Annotated in this window: 9 protein-coding genes; 8 read left to right on the top strand and 1 reads right to left on the bottom strand. The window is 54.5% G+C overall.

Annotated features, from left to right (window positions below):
• Window positions 1-394: 394 nt before the first annotated feature.
• A complete protein-coding gene (locus KTE_RS21330; protein ID WP_201384436.1) occupies window positions 395-610 on the bottom strand; it encodes a hypothetical protein in 216 nt (71 codons plus the stop codon).
• A gap of 170 nt (window positions 611-780) precedes the next feature.
• Here KTE_RS21330 and iscB point away from each other — a divergent pair, with 170 nt between their 5' ends.
• The 8 genes from iscB to KTE_RS21290 all read left to right on the top strand — a co-directional run bounded on the left by iscB (window position 781) and on the right by KTE_RS21290 (window position 13,592).
• Entirely contained in the window at window positions 781-2,070 is a 1,290-nt protein-coding gene (iscB, locus tag KTE_RS21325) for an RNA-guided endonuclease IscB (protein WP_201384435.1), read from the top strand.
• 70 nt (window positions 2,071-2,140) lie between these two features.
• A complete protein-coding gene (locus KTE_RS21320; protein WP_201378659.1) occupies window positions 2,141-3,541 on the top strand; it encodes an IS4 family transposase in 1,401 nt (466 codons plus the stop codon).
• A gap of 41 nt (window positions 3,542-3,582) precedes the next feature.
• Window positions 3,583-3,828: a hypothetical protein gene (locus tag KTE_RS21315; protein WP_201384433.1), complete on the top strand. Its 246-nt coding sequence runs from the start codon at window positions 3,583-3,585 to the stop codon at window positions 3,826-3,828.
• Between the two features lie 93 nt (window positions 3,829-3,921).
• Window positions 3,922-4,218, top strand: a complete 297-nt coding sequence (locus KTE_RS21310; protein WP_201384431.1) for a hypothetical protein — start codon at window positions 3,922-3,924, stop codon at window positions 4,216-4,218.
• 156 nt (window positions 4,219-4,374) lie between these two features.
• On the top strand, window positions 4,375-5,688 hold the full coding sequence (locus KTE_RS21305; RefSeq protein ID WP_201384429.1) for an RNA-guided endonuclease TnpB family protein: 1,314 nt from the start codon (window positions 4,375-4,377) through the stop codon (window positions 5,686-5,688).
• Window positions 5,689-5,982: 294 nt separating this feature from the next.
• Complete coding sequence (locus KTE_RS21300) at window positions 5,983-8,613, top strand: tetratricopeptide repeat protein (RefSeq protein WP_201384427.1); 2,631 nt, start codon at window positions 5,983-5,985, stop codon at window positions 8,611-8,613.
• Window positions 8,614-8,811: 198 nt separating this feature from the next.
• Entirely contained in the window at window positions 8,812-11,691 is a 2,880-nt protein-coding gene (locus KTE_RS21295) for an ATP-dependent DNA helicase (protein ID WP_201384425.1), read from the top strand.
• A gap of 401 nt (window positions 11,692-12,092) precedes the next feature.
• On the top strand, window positions 12,093-13,592 hold the full coding sequence (locus tag KTE_RS21290; RefSeq protein WP_201384423.1) for a zinc ribbon domain-containing protein: 1,500 nt from the start codon (window positions 12,093-12,095) through the stop codon (window positions 13,590-13,592).
• Window positions 13,593-13,626: the final 34 nt, after the last annotated feature.

The following is a 13,626-nucleotide window of genomic DNA, read 5'->3' as shown; positions in this document are numbered from 1 at the left end:
CAATCAACCACAACTTTCAGCATCATGCTTCCATAAGAAGCTCAAAATAGGTTCAGGTAGAGTTAATGAAACCTGTCAGCTATCTGGGATCATTAATTATTCTTGAGTCCCTTAATGCTTAGGGCGCGCTCTAAGCCAAGAAGCCAACCAGGACTTTCGGGGAATCATATAGAAAGATCTTCATGTTATTCGTCTTATACATTGAGGAAGCGAATAAGCAGGTAATAGATAGCGATACTGACGATCAGGAGAGAGGACCCATGCACCGAATGTCTCTTCTACGTGTGCAAGGTACGCGTATAATGGCGAGTCTTTCCATGCTCCTCGTCCTCTGTGTCGTCACCGCATGCAGCATGGATTCCTCATCGTCTTCTGTGCCTCTTCCTCCTAAGGCTCAGGTTGCTACGCCGATACCCACACCTCCTAAAGATGGCTGGAACTTCCCCTCACGCCCAACGCTAACTCCCGTGCCGCCAACGCTCACAAAGCCTGCTCCTACCACCGTTACTACTACAGTCAGGAACCCCATGCCTAAAGGCAGGGGCTTGCGTAAGCAAGCCTGGACCTGACCAGTCTCAGCCAGAGCGGACTTGATGGATAGAATCATCAAGGCTATCGGGCTACGTTAGGAACGAAATAGGTACGTTGGGGTGCTTTGCCAGCTCCAACCGCTACGGTACAGCATTAAACATCCCTAGAGGGTTAAGGACGTGTGTTGTACGTAAAACCGTTCGCTAACTTTGACGAGGCGCACATTACCTACGAAAGTAGAGGCTCAACTTGAGCAATGTTTTTGTGATTGATCGTGACTATAAACCGTTAAACCCAGTGCATCCAGCACGTGCAAGGCGCTTGCTCACACAGGGCAAAGCCGCCGTGTACAGGAGATACCCATTTACCATTGTGCTCAAACGGGTGGTAGATCAACCAGAGGTGCACCCCTTGCGCCTCAAGCTTGATCCTGGCAGCAAAACCACGGGGATTGCCCTGGTGAACGATACCAACGGGAACGTTGTTTTCGCGGCTGAACTTGAGCATCGTGGGCACGCTATAAAAGATAGCCTGGATAGTCGCCGTGGTGTTCGTCGCAGACGACGCAACCGCAAAACAAGGTATCGCAAACCGCGATTTCAGAATAGAAGGCGCAAGAAAGGGTGGTTGCCACCATCGCTGGAAAGTCGTCTTGCCAATATTCTGACATGGGTAGCTCGCTTGTGTCGCTCTGCTCCCATTACTGCTCTGAGCCAGGAATTGGTCAAGTTTGATCTGCAACTGATGGAGAATCCCGATATTACAGGCATAGAATACCAACAAGGCACCCTACAAGGGTATGAAGTGAGGGAATTCTTGCTCGAAAAATGGGAACGTACGTGCGCCTATTGTGGCAAGCAAGATGTGCCCTTGCAAATTGAGCACATTCATCCTCGCGCCAACGGTGGCACCCATAGGATAAGCAATCTTACCCTGGCCTGCGAGCCATGCAATAGTGCCAAAGGGACGCAGGATATTGCGGTGTTTCTTGCGAAGAAGCCTGATGTGCTCAAGCGCATTCTGGCTCAGGTCAAAAAGCCTCTCAAGGATGCCAGTGCCGTGAATGCTACACGCTTTGCCTTGCTTGAACGGCTCAACGCATGTGGCTTGCCTGTCGAGTGCGGCAGTGGTGGGTTGACCAAATACAACCGAACCACAAGAAGGCTAGCCAAGACGCATTGGCTCGATGCCACCTGCGTGGGCAAGAGCACCCCTTCTGCCATTTCCCACAAAGGGGTGGTTCCTTTGCTTATTACTGCCAATGGTCATGGAAGAAGACGAATGTGCGTTCCTGATAAGTACGGATTCCCAGAAAAACAGAAACAACGAAGAAAAACGTTTCTTGGATATCGCACAGGTGATATGGTGAAAGCCATTACCTCCAAAGGAACATTTGAAGGAAGAATAGCCATTCGCCATCGTCCGTCGTTTCGCCTTGGGAAGGTCGATATCCATCCCAAATATATGCGTTGTATCCATCAAGCAGATGGCTATGAGTACACACAGAAAGGAGTGCGCAATGCTCCTCCCCAGGTCTAAAGCCTGACACTTACACACAAGTTTTGGCGTGCTGAAAAGAAAAGCGTGAAAAAGCCAAGGAGGAAGGCTCATGGAACAAGAACCTTTGCAGCATGCCGACGAATGGGCCGCCCAGACCTTCGGAGCAGCAGAATTGGGGGATCCACGACGCACAGATCGTTTGCTCAAGGTCTCCAGCGCGTTGGCAACAACCCCATCGGGTTCCTTGCCTCATGCGTTGCAGACCTGGGGCGAAACGCAGGGGGCCTATCGCCTGCTGAATCTGGACGCCATCACCTATCAGGATATCCTGGCTCCCCACTGGAGCCAGGTCTACGGCGAGGCAACCCAACACTTTTGCACCCTGCTGCTGGCAGACACGACCGAGTTTGACTTTTCGACCCATCATGCACTCAAAGGACGAGGGCCGATGGGCAACAGCAAAAAAGATATTGGCTTCAGTTTACACACCGTGCTTGCAATGAATCCGCACAACCAGCAGATCTTAGGATGTATGACGCTCTCACCCTTCATTCGTCAGCTTGCTCCCGTTGGGGAAACCAAGGCGGAGCGCAAAAAGAGAGAGCGAGAATCCCACGTCTGGGAAGAGAGCGTGCGGCAGATCGGGCGAGTGCCTGAGCATCATCAATGGGTCTATGTAAGCGATAGCGGCAGCGATGTCTACACGTTTTGGCAGACGTGTGAGGATCTAGAGTATGATTTTGTGTTGCGAGTGGCCCAGGATCGTAACGTGGAGATTTCCCAAGGGGATGCGCAAGCAAGGCTCGACGAAGGGCATCTCAAGGCCCTGGCTCGTGCCCTCCCTGGCGTAGATGCCCATCTGGTGCACATTCCTGCCCAGCATGCTCAGCCCAAGCGAGAAGCACTCTTACAGATGAATTTTCAAAAGGTGCGAGTCCAGCCACCTGTGAACGGAGCCTGTTTGCGCAAAACGGAGATTGTCGCCTGGGTCGTCCGGGTTTGGGAACCGTCCCCACCCGAAGGGCAAGAACCGTTAGAATGGATCGTGTTGACCACGCTGCCGATCACTTGCCCAAGCGAGGCATGGGAGGTGGTGCAATGGTATGGCTGGCGTTGGCTACTGGAGGACTTCCACAAGGCACTCAAAACTGGCTGTCGGATGGAGCAGCACAATCTGCAAAGCATGCAGGCCCAATGGAACCTGTTAGCCATCCTCACTCCCATTGCCTTGCGCCTGTTGCTGATACGACAAGCGGCACAGCAAGCCACCGAGATCCCTGCGGGGAATGTGGTTTCTCAAGAGGCTATCCAGGCCGTGATCTTGTTGGATCACCGTCACCGCAACATTGTGACGGCCGAGCACTTGTGGCGCGCGATTGCCCGTCTGGGAGGTTACCTCGACCGGAAGAGTGATGGACCACCAGGATGGCAGACCTTATGGAAAGGATGGATGCGGGTCATGGACGTCTTGGAGGGCGTTCATCTCGCCGCTCGTCTCCATCCTTCATGATTTGTGTGTAAGTGTCAGGTCTAAAGCCAGGGGTCCCCGCATTGCGCAATTTTATGATGGGCATGCTGTCCCCTGGCTCAGCTCTGCCTGGCGAGGCGGAGTGCGCCGCTCGCGTTCAACGCTCATCCTGGGAGCCACGCCCCCAGAACGCCGACGCCAACCATCGCGTGCCCACAGCATCCCAGTTGGCCCAGCTTGACCCCAAACAAAATCAATATATACGCCAGATTACCGGCAACTTTACCAGTACTACTGACGAGATCCTGCAATGGGTGGCCTGCAAATAAAATACGCTCATTTCAAACTCCATTGACGCTTAACGATTTAAAAGATAAAATCAATGTTTAAGACTGTTCTTTACAGTAGAAAGAGAGTACGGCATGACCACAAACGACTCCCTCAATCCACAGGACGTTCCCATGCTTGGCCAGGAAAAAGCCCAGTTGACCGGCTTGTTTGGCGCCGAATATACCTGCCCGGTCTGTCACAAGGTGATCATCTCTCTCGCAGGCAACGAAATCCAGGTTAACACGAGCCATGTCAAAGTGGAACAGAATGCCAACGGAGAGATCTCCCTCTTGCTCTACCATCGACCTGACTCCGGCAATTTTGTCCCGGCCAAGGTTCTTGAGAAGCCCTTTCTTGTTATAAAATCCTCCACCATTACCTCATTCTAATTCACCGAACACGCCGCAGGATGCCCCTGCCCTTTCAGGCATGGGGAGGAATGCGACGTTCCTTTGTCGGTGGCTTGGGTGGAATACGCCGTAGGCATGCTTTCATCTGCTCATGTATTATTTACAGGTAGATGAAACTATGATGTAATTCAGAGTATGAAAACGGTATTGACAGCGAAACTTAAATTGAATACAACGCCCGAGCAATTCAAGGCATTACGTACAACGCAACTGGCGTATCGTGATGCTCTCAACTATGTGAGCCAGTACGCCTTTGCGAATGGCAAGTTGAGTAATGCTATTCGTTTGCAAGATGCCACCTACGATGAGATCCGCCTCCGTTTTCATCTCCCTTCGCAAATGGCCTGTTCTGTTCCTCGCCAAGTTGGTGCCACCTATAAAGGCTTATGGACAAAGGTGAAGAACAATGCTGCTCATCGTAAGGCAGGTCTCACCAAGAAACGGTATAAAGGGCTTGATCAGGCTCCTACGTTTCTCTCTCCCACGTTGACCTACCAGTATAAGAAAGACTACACGTTCAAGAAAGAGCAGCACGTGAGCCTTCTCACGCTCGATGGACGTATCGTTGTGCCCTATACTGGCTACAATAAGCATGTGGCATTGATCCAGCGTGGTACGGAGATTGGCGCATCGAAACTCTGGTATGACAAAGCCAAGAAGCAATTTTACCTCCTTGTCTCCCTGGACGTGGAGATGGCTGATCCTATCCCCGAAACACACAAGCAAGTCGTTGGCGTGGATGTGGGGATGCGATACCTTGCCGTCACGGCGACAATGCAAGGCGATTGCACCTTCCATGCTGACCCCTCCATTGTTGCTAGATCCCATCACTCTGCACGACTGAGAAAGCGTCTGCAAAAGAAAGGCACTCGTTCTGCAACGAGAAAACTCGTTGCCATCAGTGGACGAGAGAGACGGTTGAAAGCAAACTGCAATCATGTCGTGAGTAAACGGATTGTGAAGCAATATCCTCAAAGCTTGATTGGACTGGAGCATCTGACAGACATTCGCGAGCAGACCAAACGACGGAAAGGCAAGCGAGCCAGTACCAAACAGCGAAAAGCCAATCGTACCTTCTCCAAATGGGCTTTTTCTGAGTTGCACAGTATGATCGCCTATAAAGCGCTCTTGCATCGAAGTATGGCGATCAAGGTGGATGCCAACTTTACCTCGCAGGCCTGCCCCAAATGTGGGCACGCCTGCAAAGAGAATCGTCCACACAAGGGCCTGCTCTTCGTCTGTCAGAATTGTCAGTACACGCTCCATGCCGATCTGGTTGGCGCTAGGAATATTGCGATGCGAACGCTTCTTATCCGGCAAGACTGGATAGGAACGGGCCTCTTGTCAGTACGCCCTGATGTGTCGGACGATGAAGCCAAAGCAGCACGCCTGAAAAGGTATGCTGAATTGCGGTGGAGTTCAGACACAACTCCAAGCCCTCGGCTTTAGCCGTAGGGTACTGACTCAAGTACGACTTTTGTTGTGACTCCTCGCGTCTGAGGAGGGGAGTGTGGTGCAGGTTGGCAGCCGCCGATTGCCAACCTGCACCACACTTGATAGATAAGCGCCGCCAATTGCAAACCTGCACCATACTCAATAGATAAGCGCCGCTGGCGCAATGGGCCAGGCAAAACTTATGCATGGCGTTAGTTAATTATTCGTGTGCAATTAGGCCTCATTCCCCTCGTTCACTTCACGACAGGACATGCATGGCGTCCAAAAAGTGATACGAGGGAGGCTCCAATGATTGATCGCATCACGCCTGACGAAAGCACACAGAGAGGACAACACCACCCACCTCAAAGCCTACAACGCGAAAACCACCAACATTCAGAGCATCTCTGGAAGCTCCCCGTTACCTTTACGCCCCTCATCGGGCGTGAGCAAGACCTGGCGATGGTCACAGCGTTGCTACAACGTCCAGAAGTGCGCTTACTAACGCTTCTAGGCACCGGCGGGGTAGGCAAGACTCGCCTGTCCATAGAGGTAGCGTCCTCTCTCCAGAATGACTTCGCGGATGGGATCTGCTTTGTCTCGCTGGCCATGCTCAGCGATTCCTCTTTCGTCCTGCCCGCTATCGCCCAGGAACTGGGTATTCAGGAGCTGGCCGAACAGCAACTCTCCGAGCAAGTCAAGGGGGTCATCTCGACCAGGCAGCTCTTGCTCGTATTGGACAACTTCGAGCATGTCTCTGCCGCCGCGCCCCTGCTAGTAGAATTACTCACGGTCTGTCCCCAACTCAAACTCCTGGTCACTAGCCGCGCCGTGCTCCATCTACAGTGCGAGTATGAGTACCAGGTTCCTCCACTCGCGACACCAGAGAGCGAACAGCTCCCTCCTCTCGACACGCTGGCCCACAACGCTGCCGTAGCCCTCTTTCTCCAGCGCGCCCAGGCCATTCGGCCACATTTCAAATTGACGAATGAGAATGCGCCAGCTATCGCGGAGATCTGTAGGCGACTGGACGGCTTGCCCCTGGCCATCGAGCTGGCGGCGTCGCGTGTCAAACTCCTTCCACCACAGGCGCTCCTCAATCGCATGGAGCAGCGCTTCTCGCTTCTGATTCACAACGTCCTGGATGCACCAGGCAGGCAGCGCACGCTGGAGGCCACTATCGCCTGGAGTTATGATCTCTTAAACGATGAAGAGCAACAGCTCTTTCGCTACCTCTCGGCCTTTACGGGTGGCTGCTCGCTGGAAACAATCGAAGCCATTGCCAGGCCCTTACATAACAAAACATCTGTGATCTTACAACTCGTTGGCGAGCTGCTCGATAAGAGCCTGCTCCTACAAATCGAGCAACAGGGCGAGTCGCGTATCTCCATGCTCGAGACGCTACGTGAATACGGCCAGGAGCGCCTGCGTGAGCAGGGTGAACTGGAGCCAGCCCGGCGTGCTCATGCTCTACACTATCTCAAGCTGGCACAGGAGGCCGAGCCTCACCTCAAGGGCGCGCAACAGCTTGTATGGATGAGGCGCCTGACCCAGGAGCAGGAGAATATCCGCGCCGCCCTGGGCTGGTTAATTGAGCAGGAAGAGATCGAGCTTATGCTAAGCTTCTGTGCCGCGTTGGGCTGGTTCTGGCACCTGCGCGGTCATTGGAATGAGGGACGCCGCTGGCTGGAGGCCGCGCTGGTGCTTCCACGCGCCGAGCAGCCCTCCGCCACACGCGCGACTGTCCTCTACAGCGCCGGAGACCTGGCTTACTATCAGGATGACTATGCCGTAGCCCGCGCCCGCTTCGAGGAGTGCATCGCTCTCTGCCGCAGCTTAGACCACAAAAGCGAACTCGCCAGCGCCCTGGGAGCAGCGGGCATGCTGCTCCATATCCAGGGGGAGACTGAGGCGGCTCGTCCCCTCTTAGAGGAGAGTGAGCACCTCTGCCGTACCTTCGACCTGCGCTGGGAGCTTGCCCACCTGCTACGCAAACTGGGCCGTATTGCCTGGGGTCTGGGCGCGCTGACTGAGGCAGCGGCCTATACAGAAGAGGGCCTCAAGCTCGCCCAACAGCTCGGAGATTTCTCTCTCGCCGCCATGACCTATTCCACTTTATCGGCAATCGCCATGCGCCAGGGCGATCTCACTCAGGCCGCCAAACTCACGCGAGAGAGCCTCACACTCGCACGCACCCTGGATGATAAAGCCCTCATCGCGACGGCGGTCCAGAACCTGGGATATCTCGCCATCCAGGAGCGCAACCTCACCGAGGCCTCCGCCCTGGCACAGGAGGCACTAACCCTTTTCCGCGAGCTGGGCGACAAAACGTTTGTAACGATCGCCCTGCATAGCCTGGGCGACGTCTACATGTTACAAGGAGATAGGCAGCAGGCCACTGCCGCCTATCAGGAAGGCTTGACCATGGCCGAAGAGATAGGCAATGCGATCCAGGCGGGCTGGCACCTCATCGCCCTGGCGAAAATTGCCGCCGCCGAGGATCGCTTCCAGCAAGCCGCCCGTCTGCTAGGCACGGCCATAGTAAAGATAGATGTCAGCATCCATATGAATAGCGCTGAGCGCGCAGAGTATGAGCAGTTGGTGCAAAGCATACGCACGCACTTAGGGGAGAAGAAATACGCCGGTGAGCTGCTCGCGGCAAAGAGTTCGGGCGCGGAACAATCCACCAGACACACGGAGCAAGGCGCAGCCATCCAGCCCCCAGCGGACGAACCAGCACCTTATCCCGCCGGGCTTACCGCCCGCGAAGTAGATATCCTCCGCCTGGTCGCCCAGGGCCTGACCGATGCCCAGGTGGCGGAGAAGCTTATCATCAGCCGGCGCACCGTGAACTGGCACCTGACCTCTATCTACAGCAAGCTGTCCGTCTCATCACGTACCGCCGCCACCCGCTACGCCATCGAACACCAGCTCGCCTGATAGATGTCAAAGGTAAGGACGTGGCGGTGGACCAGTGGAGCTGGTCCACCGCCACGTCCTTACCTTGCATTCTTCCATGCTGCTTTTCTTCTTGAATCCTCTATCAGCCAAATTGCCTACTAATACGCTTTTATATTGACACCCACCTTTTTCACCATTATAGTGAGCACACTATTATAAATGGAAGGTGGAAGTGTCATGATTCATCCTCAACTGCATGCGCTCTATCATGGGCGCATGAACGAAGAGCAGCAAGCCATCATCTCCCACAAAGAGGGGCCGCTGCTGGTCATCGCTGGTCCAGGCTCTGGTAAAACTCATAGCCTTACCCTGCTGGCGATGAATTTACTCCTCTCGGGAGAGGCCACGCCCTCCCAACTGGTCCTCTGCACCTATACCGAGAAGGCCGCTCTCGAGATGCAGGATCGCCTGGCAGGTATCGCCAAAGCGGTTGACTATCGAGCGGACCTCTCACAGCTCAAAATTGATACCATCCATGGCCTCTGCAACCGCCTGGTCGAGGAGCATCTCCACCATACCCCGCTGGGCAATGACTATGAAATCCTCAATCAGTTCACCCAGCCACTCCTGATCTTTGAGCATCTAACAGACATCTGTCACGGACAGACACTCCCCTTTTTTGTGAACCTGTGGGGTAACCACTGGCAGGTCGCCAAATACCTGGGCAAATACTTCGATAAGATCACAGAGGAGCTGATCTTTGAGCAACTCAAAGACTATGTCAAGCAATTTCCGCGCCCCACCAGCGAGCGCGATAAATTCCTCTATGCCCTGACTTATGCCTATAAGAATTACCAGCAGCTTCTCACAAAGACCAACCGCGTGGACTTTGCCCACCTGCAGAAATGCGCCTATAACCTGCTGCAGAGGCGACCAGAGATCATCCAGGGCCTACGCTACATTCTTGTCGACGAATATCAGGATACCAACTACATTCAGGAGCAAATTCTGCTCACGCTCGCACGCGCCACAGAAAACTACAATCTGGTTGTGGTGGGAGATGAAGACCAGGCCCTCTACCGCTTCCGTGGCGCCACCGTACGCAACATCCTGGAATTCACCGCCAGGAGCGAGTTCGCTGGCGCCTGCGTCCAATACCATCTGACGACGAACTACCGCTCCCATCCGCAGATCATCGATTTCTATAATCGCTGGATGCGAACACTTGATTGGAGAAATGACGAGCACGATAGGCTCTCGCGCACGGAAAAGATCATTCAGGCCGATCCACAGGCAACCTTCTCCGACTATCCATCTGTCCTGACACTTCAGGATGCAGACGTCGAGCAAGAGGCAGAACAACTGGCCGAGCTCATTTACACACTTAAAGAGCAAGGGCGCATTTCGGACTATAACCAGGTGGCCTTCCTGCTGTATAGCGTGCGCTCTTACATGAGCGAAACCTATATCGAGGCCTTTCACAAACGAGGTATCGCGGTACATTGTCCTCGCGCCAGACAATACTTCGAGCAAGAAGAGATCAGCTTGATCATTGCCTGCTTCGCCTATCTGCTCGATTATGATGGCATACACCAGGATACTGTTATGGAGTATAGCGCCTTCCCAGGCTACGTCCGCGCTTGCTTGCAACAACTCCACACTCACCCCACGCTGGTACAGGTCCTCCAGTCCCTGAAAGAGGAGGTGGCACACATCATAGAGGTAAGGGAGCAACCAGGCAAACAACTACTCGACTACTTTTATCTTCTGCTCTTTCACCCCGCATTCTCCGGCTTCCTCGCTAACGAGATGCAGCGCGCCAACCTGGTGGCCTTTTCACAGCACCTGGCAACCTTCCACAGGTATTATCGCGATATATCTCCCGACATGTCAGCGCTTGAACAGGCCCGTGCGCGCTTCATGCACGCCTTTCTCTGCCTGCTCTACGAAAACGAGGCCAATCTACCGGAGGATCCCAACCTGCTCTTCCCCTCCGACCATGTACAGATGATGACGATTCACCAGGCCAAGGGCCTGGAGTTTCCCGTCGTGATCGTGGGGCGTCTCGACAAGGCCTCTTCCCTCTCCAGGGACGAGTATAAGAATGAAAATAAACACCTGCAAGGCTTCTATCACCGTAAGCCCTTTGAAGCTGAAGAGAAGATCGCCACCTTCGACTTCCGCCGCCTCTACTATGTCGCCTTCTCACGCGCCAAACACCTCCTCATCCTTACCGCCAAAAGGCAGCCACATGTAGAGTTCACCACTATCTGGCGTACCGCCCCTGAGAGCGTCTATGTCCGTGATAGACTACGTCTTATGCCACGTACAGAGGCAGAACCACACACGGCGCTCAAGCCTCGCTATAGCTTTACCGGGCACATCCAGCTCTACGCCACCTGCCCACGCCGCTTTCAGTTCTTTCGCCAGTTTAACTTTGCCCCTCGGCGCGCGACTGAGCCCTTCACTGGCCTTATCGTCCACCACACCCTTGAGCACATTCACCGCCTGGTCCTTGAGCAACCACACACGAACCTCGACGATACACAGCTTACACGTATTTTCGAGCGCACCCTGGGCTTTCTGACGGCAACCAGCCTGGACCCCAGCGATACCAGCCAGAATGAGAAAGCCCTGCACCAGGTCCTCAACTACGTCCATACAAACCAGGGCACGCTCAAAATGATCGCGGGCGCCGAAGACAGGTTTCGCGTGGAGAAAGAGCGCTATATCCTCACAGGCAAGATCGACCTGCTTCTACATGACACGCATGGCCTGGATATCATGGACTTTAAGACCAGCAAACGGCCAGAGAAGGATACGGACTACCTGGCACTCTACAAGCAACAGCTCTACCTGTACGCCTCCGCCCTCCAGGCGCGCACCGGGCAGGCCCCCAGACGCCTCTTCCTCTACTGGACCGCCGAGGAGCACAAAAAAGATGCCCTCATGGAGATTCCCTATACCCCTACCCACATCCAGGAGGCCAATGACTACGTTGAAGAGGTTGTGACGCACATCCAGCGACAAGACTTTGCCATCCAGCAGCTCCCTCGCCCCGGCGTCTGCAAGGCTTGCGACGTCCGCCACCTCTGCCGGAGAGAGGGGATCGTTTAGAGCATTTCCCCTCTTTCCAATCAAGGAGGGCATCCCCTTTCGCTACATACAAAGGGAATGCCCTCCTTTTCTTCTGTAACAGAGCTTTGACGTAGCACATGCCACAGGAAATCCTATGCCGTTGCTTGTTGGCTATGCATTTTGTAGGTTTTTATCGAAATCGTCCTGAGAGCCAGAGAAAGGAACTCCATCGTTGCTCGTTGGCCTGACAGCCCCATTCTGGACTTTAAAACGCCCGGTTGGTCCGCCAATGACATTTTGGGCTTGAGCCCACCGCAAGCCCCGTCTCTTGAGAGCGGGGTAAGGTGTGTCCGGGCTTTAGCCCTTGCTTATTGAACAAATGTTCCAGGCATGTTATACTCAGTATCAGGAGTAGCACACGGGGCAAGGAGGAAGCAGACATGGCTAAGGCGATCAGCACGATACGATCGGCATTGCACTACCAGCCGCAGCATGCTGAAGTCTTTGCGGCCAATCAGGCCCTCTTCAACCGTGTCGTCGCCTTCTACTTCGAGTGTATCCAGGCTCATGAAGGTCTCCTGGCTCTCACAAACAAAGAGGCCCTCACGGCGCTGGAAAGACTCACCCATGCGACAGAGGCAAACCCGGCGCCCATCATGCCGCTCACAGACATCGCCCCAGATATCCCGGCCATGTTTCGTCGTGCTGCCATCAATGCGGCGCTTGGTTCTGCTCGCTCCTTCTTTTCCTCGCTCAAAAAATGGCGAGCGCGCAAGGAGAAACACGAATTAAAGAAGCCCCGCAAGGGCAAAAAGTCGAAGCCGTTCCGAGAGCGACCACCGGTCCCACCACGTAGCTGGAACAAGTCGGTTCCCTTCTACGCGAGCCAGTGGAAAGAGCGCTGTGATCACTGCATCCTGCTCAAGGTCTGGACCGGGACGTGTTGGTCCTGGCTCAAGGTTGCTCTGCTCTCACGCGATCTCCCCGAAGGTTTCCAGATGGGGAGCCCTTCCCTGGTTCGCAGGGGAAAGCAGTGGTGGCTGCATACTCCCATCGAAAAGACCTTCGCTGCTCCCGCTAACGTTGAGCAGCAGATCACGACCAATCCCCAGACCCGCATCTGTGCGGTCGATCTCAATCTCGACCAGCACATAGCCGTATGCAGCATCCAGACAGTTGAAGGCACCATCCTGGCCACCTCCTTCATCGGAAATGGCACAGAGATAGCGGGCTTTAGGAAGTTGCTGCTTGGACGCATTGCACGCAACCGATCACAGACTGGCATCCTGGCGGAGAATGAACAGGACAATGCCGACCTCTGGCGCAAAATCCGCCATCTTGATGAACACATCGCGCACCTGATCAGCGCTCGCATTGTCCTGTTCGCCAAGGAACATCAGGCCAGCATCCTGGTCTTTGAGCACCTGGGCAATCTCCAGCCAGAAAAGGGGAAGTATTCGCGTCGTGGCAATACGAAGCGAGCCTACTGGATGAAAGGGCGCATTTTCCGCTACAGCAAATATAAGGCGTGGAATGCAAGTGGCATCATCACCAGCCGGGTCAATCCGCGCAATACCAGCAGACACTGTCATCGCTGCCACGCCGCTGTCATTCGCTACAAGCAGGGACAGCCAGAATCGGGCTATACTCCCGGCGCTGCTCTGGTCGTCTGCCCACAGTGCCAGATGCGCGGACACGCCGACCGCAATGCCAGTCTCAAGATCGGTCAGCGCTTGCTTGAGCGCTATGCAGAACCCTTCAAAGAAAAGCCTCATACTGCTGTGCGACGTGCAGGCAGAGTCTCGAAAGAGACAGGTGTTGCTCTCTCCCAAGACGCCAAATGTCAAAAGGGACCATCCATCTCTGAGGCTAGGCATGGAGAACGCAACGTGCATGGCACCGCGCAACAGGGAACGCTCTGGATGGACGAGCGACCCTGAGCTATTCCTCCCCCACTACGGCAGTCACACCGAG

The sequence above is a fragment of the Ktedonobacter sp. SOSP1-85 genome, assembly GCF_016587415.1.
Taxonomy (GTDB): Bacteria; Chloroflexota; Ktedonobacteria; order Ktedonobacterales; family Ktedonobacteraceae; genus Ktedonobacter.
Note: the sequence above shows the minus strand (reverse complement) of the source record. Positions and strands in the feature narration are given on the sequence as shown.

Coding starts and splice junctions, on each gene's coding strand:
- KTE_RS21295 (WP_201384425.1), top strand. CDS start 8,812: ATGATTCATCCTCAACTGCATGCGCTCTATCATGGGCGCATGAACGAA.
- KTE_RS21290 (WP_201384423.1), top strand. CDS start 12,093: ATGGCTAAGGCGATCAGCACGATACGATCGGCATTGCACTACCAGCCG.
- KTE_RS21305 (WP_201384429.1), top strand. CDS start 4,375: ATGAAAACGGTATTGACAGCGAAACTTAAATTGAATACAACGCCCGAG.
- KTE_RS21310 (WP_201384431.1), top strand. CDS start 3,922: ATGACCACAAACGACTCCCTCAATCCACAGGACGTTCCCATGCTTGGC.
- KTE_RS21300 (WP_201384427.1), top strand. CDS start 5,983: ATGATTGATCGCATCACGCCTGACGAAAGCACACAGAGAGGACAACAC.
- KTE_RS21320 (WP_201378659.1), top strand. CDS start 2,141: ATGGAACAAGAACCTTTGCAGCATGCCGACGAATGGGCCGCCCAGACC.